Origin of the sequence: Pseudomonas sp. FW300-N2F2 (genome assembly GCF_017351655.1) — a bacterium.
In the GTDB taxonomy this organism is placed as follows: domain Bacteria; phylum Pseudomonadota; class Gammaproteobacteria; order Pseudomonadales; family Pseudomonadaceae; genus Aquipseudomonas; species Aquipseudomonas fluorescens_AA.
This window is the reverse complement of the sequence record NZ_JACNDQ010000004.1, coordinates 556,625-573,814: the sequence shown is the minus strand read 5'-3', so window position 1 is coordinate 573,814 and position 17,190 is coordinate 556,625. Positions and strand designations below refer to the sequence as shown.

The following is a 17,190-nucleotide window of genomic DNA, read 5'->3' as shown; positions in this document are numbered from 1 at the left end:
TATATCCAGGTCAACCCCGAAACCGACTCATCCGCTTACTCAAGAACCCAAACATCTCCTGCCGCAACGCCAAGGCCTCGTTCGCCAGGTGATGCCGTCCTTCAGGTAACATCAACACCTGCGGCCGGTCGAACTTTGCGCGCAGCACTTGCAGGTTGTGCACCCAATCCACCGTCATGTCCGCCTGCCCCTGCACGATCAAGGGCTGGCGCGGGCTGCTCGGGGCCGCTTCGATACGCTTGATCCATTGCGCCAATGCCCCCACCCAGGCAGTAGGCAGGCGCAGCGGCTGCAGCGGGTCGGCTTGCAGGAATGGCAGGAACTGCGGGTCGGTGGAGTTCTCGCTGAAACGCCGGGCGATACCCGTCACGAACGGCTTGAGCAAGTAATAACTCAGGCGCGACCAGCCCCAGGCCCGTGGCCGCACCAGGGGTGACAGCAGGATGACCTGGCCCTGGGCCGGACTCTGCGCCCCGTGGTTGAGCACGTGATCGACCACGATCGCCCCGCCGGTGCTCTGCCCGCACAGGTGCCAGGGGTGCGGCAGGTCCAGCGTCGCGGCCTCGGCCAACAGCCCCTGCAAGGTGGCCTGGTACTCGGCGAAATCCTCGATACTGGCGCGTTCGCCGCTGGACAGGCCATGGCCCGGCAGGTCGCAGGCGATCACCGCGAACTTCTGCTCCAGGGCCCACTCGATCAAGTGCCGGTACAACCCCATGTGGTCGTAGTAACCGTGGAACACAAACAACGTCGCCACGGCCTTTTCCGGCCACCAGACCTGACTGACGACCTCATACCCGCCCACCTCGAAACGCCCCAACCCTTTGCGCACACTGCGCTGGGGAAAATCCAGCCCATAGAACCGCTGGTAAGCCCGGGCTTGCTCGGACAGGGCTTGCCACTGGGCCAGCGGTTGCAGGCTGGCACGCAGGAGATCGGGGTCGAAAGTGGCAGGCATCAAGGTTTCCAGGCATGGGCGCATTGCGCGAAACAGACTTTACAGGCCTGCGATATTCATCTGTCGCGGCAAGCATGGCAAGCTACGCGGCTTCAGAGGATCGACTCCATGCGCCCGACCCACCGCACGACCTTGCTTGCCAGCCTGCTTGCCCTCGGATGCGCCGTCGTCTTGTGGGTGGCCTACGACTGGTTCCAGGGCCGTTTCCTGCGGGCCTTCAGTCAACACACCGCGGTGTTTTCCGGCGACCCTCTGCGCCTGCCCGCCGACCTGGCCGGCCCTGGCGCGATCCGCCTGGTGCATTTCTGGGACCCGGCGTGCCCGTGCAACGTTGGCAACCAGCAGCACCTTGCCGAACTGATCGATAAGTATGTACCGCAAGGCGTTGAGTTTTATGCCGTGCAAAAAGCCGGCAGCCAAGGTCAACTGCCAGCCACCTTGAACAGCCTGAAAACCCTCCCGACGCTTCCGGGTTCAAGCCAGATTCCTGCCAGCCCAGCGGTGGCGATCTGGGATCGCAGCGGCCAGTTGGCGTACTTCGGCCCTTACAGTGAAGGCTTGACCTGCAATTCGAGCAACAGCTTCATCGAGCCGATTCTCGAGGCGTTGAGCGCTGGTCGGACGGTCAATGCGACCCATACGATGGCGGTGGGTTGTTATTGTCCGTGGGACAAGGACACATCTGCCAAAGAATAAGTAATCCCTCCGAGGGGCGATGCGCAGGAAAGCAGTGGCATGCTAAACAGGGAATCAACAGCGAGACCATGGAACCGCTGTCATCAGAATAAGGAATCACCATGAAACGCACCCTCATCGCCTTCCTGTCATTGATGGTCACCGCGATCATCGTCGCGGGCGGCTACCTCTATAGCAAGCAGCCCACCCGCCAGGGCACGATGCAGGTGCAAGGGCTGCAGGGCTCGGTGACGGTGCGCTACGACGAACGTGGTGTGCCGCATATCCGCGCCGAGAACGAAACCGACCTGTACCGCGCCCTCGGCTATGTCCATGCCCAGGACCGGCTGTTCCAGATGGAGATCATGCGTCGTCTCGCCCGGGGCGAACTGGCCGAGGTGCTGGGACCGAAGCTGCTGGACACCGACAAACTGATGCGCAGCCTGCGCATTCGCGAACGCGCCGCGGCCTATGTGACCGAACAAGACCCGCAATCCCCGGCCTGGGTCGCCATGCAGGCCTACCTGGACGGCATCAATGCCTACCAGGACAGCCACACCCGGCCCGTGGAGTTCGATGTGCTGGGCATTCCCAAGCGCCCCTTTACAGCGGAAGACACCGTAAGCATCACCGGCTACATGGCCTACAGCTTCGCGGCGGCCTTTCGTACCGAACCGCTGCTGACCTACGTGCGCGATCAACTGGGCGCCGATTACCTGAACATCTTCGACCTCGACTGGCAGCCCCAGGGTGTGCTGGCCGACGGTCCCAAGCGCGGCCTGGCCCTGGCCGCCGCCGACTGGAAAGACCTCAATGCCCTGGCCCGCCTGAGCGAACAGGCCCTGGCGGAAAACGGCCTGCCGCAGTTCGAGGGCAGTAACGCCTGGGCGGTCGCCGGCAGCCGTACCCACAGCGGCAAGCCGTTGCTGGCGGGCGACCCGCATATCCGTTTTTCCACGCCGTCGGTGTGGTACGAGGCGCACCTGTCCGCGCCGGGTTTCGAACTCTACGGGCACTATCAGGCCTTGATGCCCTTCGCCACGCTGGGCATGAACAAGGATTTCGGCTGGAGCATCACCATGTTCCAGAACGACGACCTGGACCTGATCGCCGAGAAGGTCAACCCGGACAATCCCGAGCAGGTCTGGTACCGCGGCCAATGGGTGGACATGACCCGCAGCGAACAGCAGATCGCGGTCAAGGGCCAGGCGCCGGTGAGGCTGGTGCTGCGCCAGTCGCCCCACGGCCCGATCGTCAACGATGTCCTCGGTGCGAACGCCGGCAAGACCCCGGTCGCCATGTGGTGGGGGTTCCTGGAAAGTCGCAACCCGATCCTCGACGCCTTTTACCAGCTCAACCGCGCCGATACCCTGGTCAAGGCCCGTGGCGCCTCGGCCCAGATCCACGCGCCGGGGCTGAACGTGGTGTGGGCCAACGCCAAGGGCGATATCGGTTGGTGGGCCGCCGCGCTACTGCCCAAGCGCCCCGCCGGCGTGAAACCCGCGTTCATCCTCGATGGCAGCAGCCCGGAGTCGGAAAAGGAAGGCTTCTACCCGTTCAGCAGCAACCCCCAGGAAGAGAACCCGGCACGGGGCTACATCGTCTCGGCCAACTTTCAGCCGGTGCCGGCCAGCGGCATCGAGATCCCGGGCTACTACAACCCCGCCGACCGCGGCCAGCAACTCAACCAGCAGCTCAGCGACAAACAGGCGAAATGGGACATCCAAACCACCCAGAAGCTGCAACTGGGCACCACCACCGCCTACGGCCCTCGCATGCTCGCGCCGTTGTTGCCGGTGCTGCGTGAAGTGGTCAGCGACCCGCAGGAACGCAAATGGGTGGAACAACTGGCCCAATGGCCGGGCGATTACCCGCTGGACTCCATCAGCGCCACGCTGTTCAACCAGTTCCTGTTCAACCTGGCCGACGCCGCCCTGCACGATGAACTGGGTGACGGGTTCTTCGACACCGCGCTGTCGACCCGGGTAATCGACGCGGCCCTGCCACGCCTGGCGGCATCGAAGGATTCACCGTGGTGGGATGACCGCACGACGCTGGGCACGGAAACCCGTGCCGACACGGTGAGCGTCGCCTGGAAGAAAAGCCTGGCGCACCTGCGGGCCACCCTGGGCGACGATGCCACGCAATGGCAATGGGGCAAGGCTCACACCCTGACCCATGGTCATCCGCTGGGTCAGCAAAAGCCGCTGGACCGTGTCTTCAACGTTGGGCCATTTGCGGCCCCTGGTACCCATGAAGTGCCCAACAACCTCTCCGCCAGAATCGGCCCGGCGCCGTGGCCGGTGACCTACGGGCCTTCGACCCGGCGCATCATCGACTTCGCCGACCCCAGCCATAGCGTCACCATCAACCCCGTCGGCCAGAGCGGCGTGCCGTTCGACAAGCATTACGAGGATCAGGCCGAGGCGTACATCGAAGGGGTCTATCACCAGGCGCACCTGGCCGAGGAAGAAGTGGTCGCCAATACCCGCGCAACCCTGAAGCTGCTGCCGGCCCGGGCGCCCTGAACCGTGCGTGCCGATCTTTTTCATCACTGAACCGGGCTCGATCGTCACGGATGGTCAAGACTACAGGGGCTCACTTCCCCGCCTCTTTCACAGGAGTCAACGCTATGTTCAATAACTGGTCCGAACTGCTGCCCACCATCAAGAGCGCCTTTGGCGCCCTGGGCAAGAGCAATCCGAAGATGGTCAAGGCCTACATGGCCCTGGACGAAGCCGCGGCTGAAAACAACGTGCTCGATGCCAAGACCCGCGAGCTGATCTCCATCGCCGTGGCCATCACCACACGCTGTGACGGCTGCATTGGCGTACACACCGACGCCGCCATCAAGGCCGGCGCCACCCGCGAAGAAATCGCCGCCACCCTGGCCACCGCCGTGTCATTGAATGCCGGCGCGGCGTACATCTATTCCCTGCGAGCCCTGGAGGCCCATGACGCGCTGAAGAAATGAGCGGCGATAACTGAACCGCTATCGCGAGCAAGCTCGCTCCCACAATGGGGTCTGCGTTCGACTGCGGATTTGTAGGCGCCCAAAAAAACTGTGGGAGCGAGCTTGCTCGCGAAGGCGGACTGACATTCAACACCTTCGTCGACTGTCACACCGCTATCGCGAGCAAGCCCGCTCCCACAATGGGATCTGCGTTCGGCTGCGGATTTGTAGGCGACCCAAAAAACTGTGGGAGCGAGCTTGCTCGCGAAGGCGGACTGACATTCAACATCTTCGTCGACTGTCACACCGCTATCGCGAGCAAGCTCGCTCCCACAGGTAGAGCTGCGTCGGGTTAGACCGGTGCGGTCTCGACCCGGCGGACTTCCGGTTGTTTCCAGGAGTCGGCGGCGCTTTCTTCGATGGCTTGCTGGATCGCGCGCTTGCGATTCTCTTCGGCGCGGCGGCTGAAGTACCAGACCAGGAAGGTCACCAGCGACACCGCCAGCAGGATCAAGCTCGCCACGGCGTTGATTTCCGGTTTTACCCCCAGGCGCACGGCCGAGAATACTTCCATCGGCAAGGTGGTCGAGCCGGGGCCGGAGACGAAGCTCGCCAGCACCAGGTCATCCAGGGACAACGCGAACGACATCATGCCCCCCGCCGCCAGTGACGGCGCGATCATCGGGATGGTGATCAAAAAGAACACCTTCCACGGCCGGGCACCCAGGTCCATGGCTGCCTCTTCGATGGACAGGTCCAGCTCACGCAAGCGTGCCGAGACCACCACCGCCACATAGGCCGCGCAGAACGTGGTGTGGGCGATCCAGATCGTGACGATGCCACGCTCCTGGGGCCAGCCAATCATCTGCGCCATGGCGACGAACAGCAGCAACAGCGACAGGCCGGTGATGACTTCCGGCATCACCAGCGGCGCAGTGACCAGGCCGCCGAACAGCGTGCGGCCCTTGAAGTGGGTAATGCGGGTCAACACGAAGGCCGCCAGCGTCCCCAGGGCCACCGCGGCAATCGCCGTGTAGCAGGCGATTTCCAGCGAGCGTACCACCGAGCCCATCAGCTGACTGTTGTCCAGCAGGCCGACGTACCACTTGATCGACCAGCCGCCCCACACCGTCACCAGTTTCGAGGCGTTGAACGAATAGATCACCAGGATCAGCATCGGTGCGTAGATGAACAGCAAACCCAGCACCAGCATCAGGCTTGAAAAACTGAAGCGCTTCATTCCTTGCCCTCCATTTCTTTGGCCTGACTGCGGTTGAACAGGATGATGGGCACGATCAGGATCGCCAGCATCACCACCGCCAGGGCGGATGCCACCGGCCAGTCTCGGTTATTGAAGAATTCCTGCCACAGCACTTTGCCGATCATCAGGGTTTCCGGGCCGCCCAGCAGTTCCGGGATCACGAACTCGCCCACCACGGGGATGAACACCAGCATGCAGCCGGCGACGATGCCGTTCTTGGACAGCGGCACGGTGATTTTCCAGAAGCTGTTGAAGGTGCTCGACCCCAGGTCCGACGCGGCTTCCAACAGGCTGGCGTCATGTTTCACCAGGTTGGCGTACAACGGCAGGATCATGAACGGCAGATAGGAGTAGACGACCCCGATATACACCGCCAGGTTGGTGTTGAGGATCTGCAGCGGTTCGCTGATCCAGCCCATGCTCAGCAAAAAGCCGTTGAGCAAACCGTTGTTGCTGAGGATGCCCATCCACGCATAGACGCGGATCAGGATCGCGGTCCAGGTCGGCATCATGATCAGCAGCACCAGCACCGTCTGCATCTCTTTGCGGGCATTGGCGATGCCATAGGCCATCGGGTAGCCGATTAGCAGGCACAAGACCGTGCTGATCAGGGCCATCTTCAGCGAGCCGAGGTAGGCGGCGATGTACAACTCGTCCTCGCTCAGCATCGCGTAGTTGGCGAGGTTGAGCAGCACCTGCAGCTTCTGGTCGACGTAGCTGTAGATCTCGGTGTACGGCGGGATGGCCACGTCGGCTTCGGCAAAGCTGATCTTCAGGACGATGAAGAACGGCAGCATGAAGAACAGGAACAGCCAGATGAAGGGCACCCCGATGACCAGTTGGCGGCCACCGGGCGTTATTCGATCGAGTCGGCGTTTGAGTTTGCGCATGTTCATGAGCGAAGCACCACGCCGCTGTCGTCTTCCCACCAGACGAACACCTGGTCGCCCCAGGTCGGGCGCTGGCCACGGCGTTCGGCGTTGGCGACGAAGGACTGCACCAGCTTGCCGCTCGGCAGCTCGACGTAGAACACCGAGTGGCCGCCCAGGTAGGCGATGTCATGGACCTTGCCGCTGGACCAGTTGTGCTCGCAGGTCGGCGGCTCGGAAGTGACCAGCAGTTTTTCCGGGCGAATGGCGTAGGTCACGGACTTGTCCTGCACCGAGGTGCTGATGCCGTGGCCAACGTAGATGTTGCGGTCCAGGTCCTTGCAGGTCAGCACCGCGTGGCCTTCGGCGTCGTCCACCACTTCGGTCTCGAAGATGTTGACGTTGCCGATGAACTCGCAGACCAGCCGGCTGGTCGGGGTCTCGTAGATGTCGATCGGGCTGCCGATCTGGGCGATCCAGCCCAGGTGCATGATCGCGATACGTTCGGCCATGGTCATGGCCTCTTCCTGGTCGTGGGTCACCATGACGCAGGTCACGCCAACCCGCTCGATGATCTCCACCAACTCCAGTTGCATCTGCGAGCGCAGTTTCTTATCCAGCGCGCCCATCGGCTCGTCGAGCAACAACAGCTTCGGCCGCTTGGCCAGGGAGCGGGCCAGGGCCACACGCTGGCGCTGGCCGCCGGAGAGCTGGTGCGGCTTGCGCTTGGCGTACTGGCTCATCTGCACCAGCTTGAGCATCTCCGCCACGCGGGCATCGATCTCGGCCTTCGGGATCTTGTCCTGTTGCAGGCCGAAGGCGATGTTCTGCGCCACGGTCATGTGCGGGAACAGGGCGTAGGACTGGAACATCATGTTGATCGGCCGCTCATAGGGCGGCATGTCGGTGATATCCACACCGTCGAGGAAAATCCGCCCCTCGGTGGGCCGCTCGAAACCGGCCAGCATGCGCAGCAAGGTGGATTTGCCCGATCCCGAACCGCCGAGCAAGGCGAAGATCTCGCCTTTCTTGATTTCCAGGGACACGTCGTCCACGGCAATCGTCTCGTCGAACTTCTTCGTGACCCGGTCGATTTTGACCAGCACCTGCTTGGGTGTCTGGTCGCCCTCGAGGGCTTTCTTATAGGCGCCGGAGGCAACTGCCATTTACGAAACTCCCACAGAATTTGCAGTTCGCCCCACGCGGACGAACAAGAGTGTTGAGGTTATTTACCCGACTTGACCTTGGTCCAGCTGCGGGTCATGAGTCGTTGGATCTTGGGCGGCAACTCGGAGTTGACGTAGAGCTTGTCGACGACCGCTTGCGGTGGATAAACCGCTTCATCGGTGCGTACTTTCTGGTCCATCAGTTCGCCAGCCTTCGGGTTCGGGTTGGCATAACCGACAACGTCGCTGACCTGGGCGATGACCTCAGGCTTGAGCACATAGTTGATGAAGGCATGCGCTTGCTTGACGTTGGTGGCGTCGCGCGGGATCGCCAGCATGTCGAACCAGAGATTGCCGCCTTCCTTGGGAATCACGTAGGCGATGTTGACGCCCTTGCCGGCCTCGCTGGCACGAGCACGGGCCTGGAAGATGTCGCCGGAGAAACCGGCCGCCACGCAGATCTCGCCATTGGCCAGGTCGGAGATGTACTTGGAGGAATTGAAATAGGTCACGTAAGGCCGGATCTTGAGCAGCTGCGCCTCGGCCTTCTTGTAATCTTCGGGGTCTTCGCTGTTGGGGTTCAGGCCCAGGTAATTGAGCATCGCCGGGATCATTTCGTCGCCCGAGTCGAGGAACGAAACACCGCAGCTGGACAGCTTCTTGATGTTCTCCGGTTCGAACAGCATGGCCCACGAATCGATCTTCTCGACGCCCAGGACCGCCTTGATCTTCTCGACGTTATAGCCGATGCCGTTGGTGCCCCAGAGGTAAGGCACGGCGTACTGGTTGCCCGGGTCGTTCTTTTCCAGGCGCTTGAGCAGCACAGGGTCGAGGTTGGCGTAGTTGGGCAACTGCGCCTTGTCGAGCTTCTGGAACGCCCCGGCCTTGATCTGCTTGCCCAGGAAGTGGTTGGACGGCACGACCACGTCGTAACCGGTACGCCCGGCCAGCAACTTGCCTTCCAGGGTTTCGTTGGAGTCGAACACGTCATACACCGGCTTGATGCCAGTGGCTTTTTCGAAATCCGCCAGGGTGGTCTCGCCGATGTAGTCCGACCAATTATAAATATGCACGGTGGAAGCGGCCTGGACACTGACGGCGAGCGTCAGGCCGGCGCCGACCAGCAAGGCGTTGCGTAACAAAGAAAAGACTGGCACGTGGAGGTCCTCTTAAATAGTTGGGCCCAAGTTGCCCCCGTTACTTGGCCACGATGGACCCTGCAACAAAACCGGCGCGCAACTTACCCTCGATAAACCGATCCAGCAAAACTTTTAGTTATTGAGCTGCTCCTGTTGCCGCCGCGGCGATGCCAGCGACAACAGGAGGATGCTTCAGACCGGCTTATTTACCGGATTTGATCTTGGTCCAGCTGCGGGTCAGGATCCGCTGAGTCGCTGGCGGCAGATCGCTGATGGCGTACAGCTTGGCCTTCACTTCGTCCGATGGGTAAATGCTCGGGTCACCGGAGATTTCCTTGTCCACCAACGCGGTGGCGGCTTTGTTGCCGTTAGGGAAACGCACGTTGTCGGTGATCTGCGCCATGATTTCCGGCTGCATGATGAAGTTCATCCATTTATAAGCCGCCTCGACATTTTCGGCATCCTTGGGAATGGCGACCATGTCGTAGAACGAACCGGCACCTTCCTTGGGAATGGTGTAGGCCACTTTCACTTTGCCGCCAGCCTCGGCAGCACGGCTCTTGGATTGCTCGATATCACCCGAGTAGCCCACGGCGACGCAGATGTTGCCGTTGGCCAGGTCGGAAATGTACTTGGAAGAGTGGAAGTAACCGATCGATGGACGCAACTTGAGGAACAGTGCTTCGGCCTCGGCCAGTTGCTTCTTGTCCTGGCTGTCGGTCGGGTAGCCAAGGTAATGCAGGGCCACCGGAATCATTTCGGTTGGCGAATCGAGGAAGCTCACGCCGCAGCTCTTGAGCTTGGCGATGTTCTCGGGCTTGAGCAGGGTGTCCCAGGAATCGATCTTGTCGACGCCCAATGCGGCCTTGACCTTCTCGGGGTTGTAACCGATGCCGATGGTGCCCCACATGTAAGGGAAGGCATGTTTGTTGCCCTGGTCGCTGGCATCGCCGACAGCCTTGAGCAGGTCGGTGTCCAGGTTCTTCCAGTTCGGCAGCTTGGACTTGTCCAGCTCCTGGTAGACCCCGGCCTTGATCTGCTTGGCCAGGAAGTTGTTCGACGGTACCACGATGTCATAACCGGACTTGCCGGCCAGCAACTTGGCTTCCAGGGTTTCGTTGCTGTCGAACACGTCGTAGACGACTTTGATCCCCGTTTCTTTCTCGAACTTGGCGACGGTGTCCGGCGCAATGTAGTCGGACCAGTTATAGACATGCAGCACTTTGTCGTCCGCCTGGACGGCGCCCGCCATCACGCCCATCAGGGACATGGCGAGGAGGGTCTTGCCAGCTATCTTCATACCTAATGCCTTCATGGATTGATGCTCCAGTTATTCTTTTTAGCCACGTTCAGTAGCCGGCTCGCGGGCAACTTGAACAGTCGGTAGTCTGGCAAGTTACAGGGCAGGCTTTCAACACAAGCCCAGCCTTTTGTTCACGCTGGGCGAGGCCTGTACCGGCACCTCGCTCAGAGCCTAGCACTTAGCCCTGCAACACACTGAGCGTCAGGTCCAGGCACTGCCGCGCCTTGGTCACCAATTCATCGATCTCGGCCTTGCTGATCACCAGCGGCGGCGCAATGATCATGGTGTCGCCCACCGCGCGCATGATCAGCCCGTTATCGAAGCAGAACTGCCGGCAGATCATGCCCACGCCCTTGCCTTCGTAGCGTTTGCGCGTGGCCTTGTCCTGGACCAGTTCGATCGCCCCCAGCAAACCGACCCCGCGCACCTCACCCACCAGCGGATGATCGTTCAGTTCCCGCAAACGCTTCTGCAAATAGGGTGCCGTTTCGCCGTGGACACGCTCGATGATCTTCTCGTCGCGCAGGATGCGGATGTTTTCCAGGGCCACCGCCGCGGCCACCGGGTGACCGGAGTAGGTAAAGCCGTGGTTGAAGTCACCGCCTTCGTTGAGCACCGCGACCACGTCGTCGCGCACGATCAGCCCACCCATGGGGATATAGCCGGAGGTCAGGCCCTTGGCGATGGTCATCATGTGCGGTTTCAACCCGTAATGGTCGGTACCGAACCACTCACCGGTGCGGCCGAAGCCACAGATCACTTCGTCGGCCACGAACAGAATGTCGTACTTGGCGAGGATTTCCTTCATGCGCGGCCAGTAGCTGTCCGGCGGCACGATCACGCCACCGGCGCCCTGGATCGGCTCGGCGATGAAGGCCCCGACGTTGTCCACGCCGATCTCCAGGATCTTTTCTTCCAACTGGTTGGCCGCCCACACGCCGAATTCTTCGGGGCTCATGTCGCCGCCTTCACCGAACCAGTAAGGCTGGGCGATGTGGACAATGCCCGGGATCGGCAGGTCGCCCTGCTCGTGCATATAGGTCATGCCGCCCAGGCTCGCGCCCGCGACGGTCGAACCGTGATAACCGTTCTTGCGGCTGATGATGACTTTCTTGTTCGGCTGGCCCTTGATCGCCCAATAGTGGCGGACCATGCGCAGCATGGTGTCGTTGCCCTCGGAGCCGGAGCCGGTGAAGAACACATGGTTCATGCCTTCAGGGGCGATGTCGGCGATGGCTTTGGACAATTCCAGCACCGGCGGGTGGGCCGTCTGGAAGAACAGGTTGTAGTACGGCAGTTCACGCATCTGCTGGCTGGCGGCGTCGGCCAGTTCCTCGCGGCCATAACCGACGGCCACGCACCAGAGGCCGGCCATGCCGTCGAGGATCTTGTTGCCTTCACTGTCCCAGAGGTAGACGCCCTTGGCGTGGGTGATGATGCGCGGGCCTTTCTCTTTGAGCTGCTTGAAATCGCTGAACGGCGCCAAGTGATGATCGTTGCTCAGGGCCTGCCATTCACGGGTTTGCGGGTTATTGCGGGTCATGCGAATTCTCCTGTTATCGGTGGGGGCGAAGCTGCCTGAGGCAGCCTCGCCCGGCGCTTCAGACGGCAAAGAGCAGGAATTCCCGCTCCCACGAACTGATGACGCGCTTGAAGTTTTCATGCTCGGCCCGCTTGACCGCGACGTAGCCTGTGATGAATTTCTTGCCCAGGTATTTCTCGATGGTGGTGCTGTTTTCCATGCGTTCCAGGGCGTCTTCGATGGTCAGCGGCAAACGCAGGTTGCGGCGTTCGTAGCCACGGCCCACCACCGGCGCGCTCGGGTCGATGCCTTCAACCATGCCGATGAAGCCACACAGCAGGCTGGCGGCAATCGCCAGGTACGGGTTGGCGTCGGCGCCCGGCAAGCGGTTTTCCACCCGACGGTTCTGCGGCCCGGCATCCGGCACGCGCAGGCCCACGGTGCGGTTCTCTTCGCCCCACTCCACGTTCACCGGTGCCGAGGTGTCCGGCAGGAAGCGGCGGAACGAGTTGACGTTGGGGGCGAACAGCGGCAGCAGCTCGGGGATGAACTTCTGCAAGCCACCGATGTGATGCAGGAACAGATCGCTCATGGTCCCGTCTTCATTGGAGAAGACGTTCTTGCCGGTTTCCTTGTCGATGATGCTCTGGTGCAGGTGCATCGCACTGCCCGGCTCGCCGGTCATGGGCTTGGCCATGAAGGTGGCGGCCACGTCGTGCTTGAGTGCCGCCTCGCGCATGGTGCGCTTGAACACCAGGATCTGGTCGGCCAGGGACAGGGCATCGCCGTGACGGAAATTGATTTCCATCTGCGCCGTGCCGTCCTCGTGGATCAGGGTATCGAGGTCCAGTTCCTGCAGTTCGCACCAGTCGTAGACGTCTTCGAACAGCGGATCGAATTCGTTGGCCGCTTCGATCGAGAAAGACTGGCGACCGGTTTCCGGGCGGCCGGAGCGGCCAATGGGCGGTTGCAGCGGAAAGTCCGGGTCGTCGCTGCGCTTGGTCAGGTAGAACTCCATTTCCGGCGCGACGATAGGCTGCCAACCTTTGTCGGCATAGAGCTTGAGCACTTTCTTGAGCACGTTGCGCGGCGACAGCTCGATGGGGTTGCCCTGCTTGTCGTAGGCGTCGTGGATGACCTGGGCGGTGGGCTCGATGGCCCAGGGCACAAGGAACACGGCGTTCTCGTCCGGGCGGCAGATCATGTCGATGTCAGCCGGGTCGAGCAGTTCGTAATAGATGTCGTCTTCGACATAGTCGCCCGTAACGGTCTGGAGCAGAACGCTCTCGGGCAGGCGCATGCCTTTCTCGGCGATGAACTTGTTGGTCGGCGAGATCTTGCCCCGGGTGATACCGGTCAGGTCGCCAATCATGCATTCGACTTCTGTGATCTTGTGGTCTTTCAACCAATCGGTGAGCTGGTCGAGGTTGTTACTCATAAATGCCTCTAGGCGTGAGTTTCCTGACTGCTATTAGTTGTCAGGCGTTGTTTGACGCATCTGCGTCGCGTTGTGTTGCCCTTGCTCGGCAGGCATCGCCAAATGCCTGGAAAATCGCAAGGTAGTGCGGGTTAGAGCTTACCTCCCATTCAGGGTGCCATTGCACACCTAAAGCAAAAGCCTTGCCTTCTGGCACCGAAACAGCCTCGATCAGGCCATCCGGCGCCACCGCTTCGGCCCGCAGCCCAGGCGCCAGGCGCTCGATGCCCTGGCTGTGGATCGAGTTGACCTCAATCGACTGGGGCAGCCCCAGGCCTGCCAGTATGCCGCCAGGCTGGATGTGCACGGCGTGGGCAGGACCATATTGGACCTCCACCGCTTGAGTATCGTCTTCACGATGATCGATGAACGTTCCGACTTCATGAACTTTCTGATGCAGGCTGCCGCCAAAGGCTACGTTCATCTCCTGGAAACCACGACAAATGCCCAGCACCGGGACGCCCGCCTCGACAGCGGCGCGGATCAGCGGCAGGGTGGTGGCGTCCCGTGCAGGATCATGGGCAGTGCCTGGCGCGCTGGCTGGGCCCTGATAATGAAAAGGTTCTACATTGGAAGGAGAGCCGGTCAGAAGAATGCCGTCCAGGGCGTCCAGAATATCGGACGGCGGGAACAGATCCGCCAGGGACGGGACCAGCACTGGCAAGCCCTTGGCGGCTGTCGCGACAGCCCGGGCATATTTATCGCCACTGGTGTGATAAGCATGCAGACCCATCTGCCTGGAGCAGGTGGTGACGCCGATTAACGGCAGGCGAGACATGAAGCACCCCGGTATTATTGCTGTTATGGGTTTGAATCGAGCTTAGCCTTGTTCATTTTTTTACACAACACCCCCGTAAAAAATACAACACGGCCCGCTCAAGCCTGCGGGCGCCAAGGCCCCTAAAGGGGAAAAAACGCCCTAAATTGCCTCAAAAAAGCCCTGCAGGTGCTTTTTTAGGGCAAAAAAGGCCCTGCTTGACTTCGGCATGCCGTTCGGGTTGACTGGCTTTCGAAGAGATCAATGATTGATATTTTTAACAACAAAGGTGTTGCATCATGTCGGTACCCCCGCGTGCCGTTCAGCTTAACGAAGCGAACGCGTTCCTTAAGGAACATCCTGAGGTTCTGTACGTTGACCTTCTGATTGCGGATATGAATGGTGTGGTGCGCGGCAAGCGCATAGAACGCACCAGCCTCCACAAGGTTTACGAGAAAGGCATCAACCTGCCGGCCTCTTTATTTGCTCTGGATATCAATGGCTCTACGGTGGAAAGCACCGGCCTGGGCCTGGACATCGGTGATGCTGACCGGATCTGCTATCCAATTCCTGACACCCTGTGCAACGAGCCTTGGCAGAAGCGCCCGACTGCGCAACTGTTGATGACCATGCACGAACTCGAAGGCGAACCTTTCTTCGCCGATCCGCGTGAAGTCCTGCGCCAAGTGGTGACCAAGTTCGATGAACTGGGCCTGACCATCTGCGCCGCATTCGAGCTGGAGTTCTACCTGATCGACCAGGAGAACGTGAATGGACGCCCACAACCGCCTCGCTCGCCGATTTCCGGCAAACGCCCGCATTCGACACAGGTCTACCTGATCGATGACCTCGACGAATACGTCGATTGCCTCCAGGACATTCTGGAAGGGGCCAAGGAGCAAGGCATTCCCGCCGACGCCATCGTCAAGGAAAGTGCCCCGGCGCAGTTCGAAGTGAACCTGCACCACGTGGCCGATCCGATCAAGGCCTGCGACTATGCGGTCCTGCTCAAGCGCCTGATCAAGAACATCGCCTACGACCATGAAATGGACACCACCTTCATGGCCAAGCCGTATCCGGGCCAGGCGGGCAATGGGTTGCACGTCCACATTTCGATTCTGGATAAAGACGGCAAGAATATCTTTGCCAGCGAGGATCCCGAGCAGAACGCCGCACTGCGTCACGCGATCGGCGGTGTGCTCGAGACCCTGCCCGCGCAGATGGCTTTCCTCTGCCCGAACGTCAACTCCTACCGTCGTTTCGGCGCACAGTTCTACGTGCCGAACTCGCCGACCTGGGGCCTGGACAACCGCACCGTGGCCTTGCGCGTGCCGACCGGCTCGGCCGATGCCGTGCGCCTGGAACACCGCGTCGCCGGCGCCGATGCCAACCCCTACCTGCTGATGGCGGCAGTGTTGGCGGGCGTGCACCATGGCCTGGTCAACAAGATCGAGCCCGGTGCGCCGGTGGAAGGCAACAGCTACGAGCAAAACGAGCAAAGCCTGCCGAACAACTTGCGCGATGCCCTGCGCGAGCTCGACGACAGTGAAGTCATGGCCAAGTACATCGATCCGAAATACATCGATATCTTCGTGGCCTGCAAGGAGAGTGAGCTGGAGGAGTTCGAACACTCCATCTCCGACCTCGAGTACAACTGGTACCTGCATACCGTGTAAGCGGTTGCGGTAAAAAAGAAACGCCGCAGGCCTTCGGGGCTGCGGCGTTTTTTTGTATTTGGAGGGATGGCCGCCTTCGGCGGATCGCGAGCAAGCTCGCTCCCACACTGTGTTCGGCGATGCCTTCAACATCCCGGCCACCGCCATCCCCTGTGGGAGCGAGCTTGCTCGCGATGGGGCCCTTTCAGTCAACACTCATCAGTGCCTGTCCCACCGCCATCGCGAGCAAGCCCGCTCCCACACTGTGTTCGGTGATGCCTTCAACATCCCGGTCACCGCCATCCCCCTGTGAGAGCAATGGCAGCCGGGAAGACAACACCGGACCCGACTCGTACAATGCCCGGCAGCCCCGCAGGAGAGCTTCATGACACGCATCGCCACACCCCGCAAACCCCGCGCACGCAGCCAGGCCCGGATCGACACCATTCTCGATGCCGCCCGTACGCTGCTTGCCGCCGAAGGCGTGGCCAGCCTGTCGATCTACAGTGTCGCCGAGCGCGCCGGGATCCCGCCCTCTTCCGTGTACCACTTCTTCGCCAGCGTCCCGGCCCTGCTCGAAGCCCTGACCGCCGACGTCCACGCCGCTTTTCGCGCTGGCCTGCAAGCACCGATCGATCATGCAGCGCTGAACCATTGGCACGACCTGTCACGGCTGGTGGAACAGCGCATGCTCGCCATCTACAACCAGGACGCCGCCGCTCGCCAACTGATCCTGGCCCAGCACGGCCTGACCGAAGTCACCCAGGCCGATCGCCAACACGATCTCGAGCTGAGTGACTTGATGCACAAGGTGTTCGACCACCATTTCGCCCTGCCGCCCCTGCCCGGCGACGTCGATGTGTTCGCCCTGGCCATGGAGCTGGGCGATCGCGTCTACGCCCGCTCGATACAGCAGCACGGCCAGATCACCCCACGCATGGCCGAAGAAGGCATGCGGGTGTTCGATGCGTACCTGGGGCTGTACCTGCCGCCGTATTTGCCCAAGCGTGAAACCATCCGGTGATGACAGCCACTGTCAGTTGACCCGTGGGAGCAAAGCTTGCTCGCGATAGCGGTGGTCCAGCCGATACGGTTTTCAACGGTCATGCCCAATCGCGAGCAAGCTTTGCTCCCCCAGATTTCTGCGCCGCTTGGGCCTTGACTGACCGGCACTACGCTATAGAAAAGCCCCGAAGGGCTCGCGCCGTCCGGGGCTGTGGGTGAAGCATCGTTCACAACTTGGCGATAGACACCTCGGTGGATTTGACGAAGGCGATCACTTCGCTGCCGATCGCCAGTTCCAGCTCCTTGACCGAGCGGGTGGTGATGACCGACGTAACGATGCCGGAAGCGGTCTGCACGTCGATTTCCGACAGTACGTCGCCTTCGACGATTTCCTTGATGGTGCCTTTGAACTGGTTGCGTACGTTGATGGCTTTGATAGTCATGGTGTCG

At 61.1% G+C, this 17,190-nt stretch carries 15 protein-coding genes; 5 read left to right on the top strand and 10 right to left on the bottom strand.

What is annotated here, in order from left to right:
* Positions 1-10: 10 nt before the first annotated feature.
* Positions 11-958 carry an alpha/beta hydrolase gene (locus J4E63_RS29230; protein ID WP_207284061.1) on the bottom strand — a complete coding sequence of 316 codons (948 nt, stop codon included), beginning with the start codon at positions 956-958 and terminating at the stop codon, positions 11-13.
* 108 nt (positions 959-1,066) lie between these two features.
* Between J4E63_RS29230 and J4E63_RS29225 the strand changes: the two genes are divergently transcribed.
* The 3 genes from J4E63_RS29225 (at position 1,067) to J4E63_RS29215 (ending at position 4,607) form a co-directional block, all read left to right on the top strand.
* Positions 1,067-1,654, top strand: a complete 588-nt coding sequence (locus J4E63_RS29225; RefSeq protein WP_207284060.1) for a DUF6436 domain-containing protein — start codon at positions 1,067-1,069, stop codon at positions 1,652-1,654.
* 101 nt (positions 1,655-1,755) lie between these two features.
* Entirely contained in the window at positions 1,756-4,161 is a 2,406-nt protein-coding gene (locus J4E63_RS29220) for a penicillin acylase family protein (RefSeq protein ID WP_207284059.1), read from the top strand.
* Positions 4,162-4,265: 104 nt separating this feature from the next.
* Complete coding sequence (locus tag J4E63_RS29215) at positions 4,266-4,607, top strand: carboxymuconolactone decarboxylase family protein (protein WP_014340738.1); 342 nt, start codon at positions 4,266-4,268, stop codon at positions 4,605-4,607.
* 331 nt (positions 4,608-4,938) lie between these two features.
* Here the strand turns inward: J4E63_RS29215 and J4E63_RS29210 are convergent, their stop codons facing one another.
* The 8 genes from J4E63_RS29210 to J4E63_RS29175 form a co-directional block, all read right to left on the bottom strand.
* Positions 4,939-5,826, bottom strand: a complete 888-nt coding sequence (locus J4E63_RS29210) for an ABC transporter permease subunit (protein ID WP_207284058.1) — start codon at positions 5,824-5,826, stop codon at positions 4,939-4,941.
* Positions 5,823-6,743 carry an ABC transporter permease subunit gene (locus J4E63_RS29205; RefSeq protein WP_057449505.1) on the bottom strand — a complete coding sequence of 307 codons (921 nt, stop codon included), beginning with the start codon at positions 6,741-6,743 and terminating at the stop codon, positions 5,823-5,825. Before J4E63_RS29205 ends, J4E63_RS29210 begins: the two co-directional genes overlap by 4 nt.
* Positions 6,740-7,882 (bottom strand): ABC transporter ATP-binding protein, encoded by a 1,143-nt coding sequence (locus J4E63_RS29200; RefSeq protein WP_060740159.1) that lies wholly within the window; start codon positions 7,880-7,882, stop codon positions 6,740-6,742. Before J4E63_RS29200 ends, J4E63_RS29205 begins: the two co-directional genes overlap by 4 nt.
* A gap of 59 nt (positions 7,883-7,941) precedes the next feature.
* On the bottom strand, positions 7,942-9,039 hold the full coding sequence (locus J4E63_RS29195) for a polyamine ABC transporter substrate-binding protein (protein WP_060740158.1): 1,098 nt from the start codon (positions 9,037-9,039) through the stop codon (positions 7,942-7,944).
* A gap of 184 nt (positions 9,040-9,223) precedes the next feature.
* Entirely contained in the window at positions 9,224-10,321 is a 1,098-nt protein-coding gene (locus J4E63_RS29190) for a polyamine ABC transporter substrate-binding protein (protein WP_060740157.1), read from the bottom strand.
* A 181-nt stretch (positions 10,322-10,502) separates the two neighbouring features.
* On the bottom strand, positions 10,503-11,867 hold the full coding sequence (locus J4E63_RS29185; RefSeq protein WP_207284057.1) for an aspartate aminotransferase family protein: 1,365 nt from the start codon (positions 11,865-11,867) through the stop codon (positions 10,503-10,505).
* 58 nt (positions 11,868-11,925) lie between these two features.
* A complete protein-coding gene (locus J4E63_RS29180; protein WP_060740155.1) occupies positions 11,926-13,284 on the bottom strand; it encodes a glutamine synthetase family protein in 1,359 nt (452 codons plus the stop codon).
* 40 nt (positions 13,285-13,324) lie between these two features.
* On the bottom strand, positions 13,325-14,101 hold the full coding sequence (locus J4E63_RS29175; RefSeq protein ID WP_207284056.1) for a gamma-glutamyl-gamma-aminobutyrate hydrolase family protein: 777 nt from the start codon (positions 14,099-14,101) through the stop codon (positions 13,325-13,327).
* A gap of 278 nt (positions 14,102-14,379) precedes the next feature.
* Between J4E63_RS29175 and J4E63_RS29170 the strand changes: the two genes are divergently transcribed.
* Positions 14,380-15,756: a glutamine synthetase family protein gene (locus J4E63_RS29170; RefSeq protein WP_025216023.1), complete on the top strand. Its 1,377-nt coding sequence runs from the start codon at positions 14,380-14,382 to the stop codon at positions 15,754-15,756.
* A 364-nt stretch (positions 15,757-16,120) separates the two neighbouring features.
* Positions 16,121-16,759 (top strand): TetR/AcrR family transcriptional regulator, encoded by a 639-nt coding sequence (locus J4E63_RS29165; RefSeq protein ID WP_192262612.1) that lies wholly within the window; start codon positions 16,121-16,123, stop codon positions 16,757-16,759.
* A 208-nt stretch (positions 16,760-16,967) separates the two neighbouring features.
* Here the strand turns inward: J4E63_RS29165 and J4E63_RS29160 are convergent, their stop codons facing one another.
* Complete coding sequence (locus tag J4E63_RS29160; RefSeq protein WP_003177394.1) at positions 16,968-17,183, bottom strand: molybdopterin-binding protein; 216 nt, start codon at positions 17,181-17,183, stop codon at positions 16,968-16,970.
* Between the last annotated feature and the right edge of the window lie 7 nt (positions 17,184-17,190).

Excerpts from the sequence above, each read along its gene's own strand:
- J4E63_RS29230 (WP_207284061.1), bottom strand. The coding sequence starts at position 958 with ATGCCTGCCACTTTCGACCCCGATCTCCTGCGTGCCAGCCTGCAACCG.
- J4E63_RS29225 (WP_207284060.1), top strand. The coding sequence starts at position 1,067 with ATGCGCCCGACCCACCGCACGACCTTGCTTGCCAGCCTGCTTGCCCTC.
- J4E63_RS29220 (WP_207284059.1), top strand. The coding sequence starts at position 1,756 with ATGAAACGCACCCTCATCGCCTTCCTGTCATTGATGGTCACCGCGATC.
- J4E63_RS29215 (WP_014340738.1), top strand. The coding sequence starts at position 4,266 with ATGTTCAATAACTGGTCCGAACTGCTGCCCACCATCAAGAGCGCCTTT.
- J4E63_RS29210 (WP_207284058.1), bottom strand. The coding sequence starts at position 5,826 with ATGAAGCGCTTCAGTTTTTCAAGCCTGATGCTGGTGCTGGGTTTGCTG.
- J4E63_RS29205 (WP_057449505.1), bottom strand. The coding sequence starts at position 6,743 with ATGAACATGCGCAAACTCAAACGCCGACTCGATCGAATAACGCCCGGT.
- J4E63_RS29200 (WP_060740159.1), bottom strand. The coding sequence starts at position 7,882 with ATGGCAGTTGCCTCCGGCGCCTATAAGAAAGCCCTCGAGGGCGACCAG.
- J4E63_RS29190 (WP_060740157.1), bottom strand. The coding sequence starts at position 10,321 with ATGAAGATAGCTGGCAAGACCCTCCTCGCCATGTCCCTGATGGGCGTG.
- J4E63_RS29185 (WP_207284057.1), bottom strand. The coding sequence starts at position 11,867 with ATGACCCGCAATAACCCGCAAACCCGTGAATGGCAGGCCCTGAGCAAC.
- J4E63_RS29180 (WP_060740155.1), bottom strand. The coding sequence starts at position 13,284 with ATGAGTAACAACCTCGACCAGCTCACCGATTGGTTGAAAGACCACAAG.
- J4E63_RS29175 (WP_207284056.1), bottom strand. The coding sequence starts at position 14,101 with ATGTCTCGCCTGCCGTTAATCGGCGTCACCACCTGCTCCAGGCAGATG.
- J4E63_RS29170 (WP_025216023.1), top strand. The coding sequence starts at position 14,380 with ATGTCGGTACCCCCGCGTGCCGTTCAGCTTAACGAAGCGAACGCGTTC.
- J4E63_RS29165 (WP_192262612.1), top strand. The coding sequence starts at position 16,121 with ATGACACGCATCGCCACACCCCGCAAACCCCGCGCACGCAGCCAGGCC.
- J4E63_RS29160 (WP_003177394.1), bottom strand. The coding sequence starts at position 17,183 with ATGACTATCAAAGCCATCAACGTACGCAACCAGTTCAAAGGCACCATC.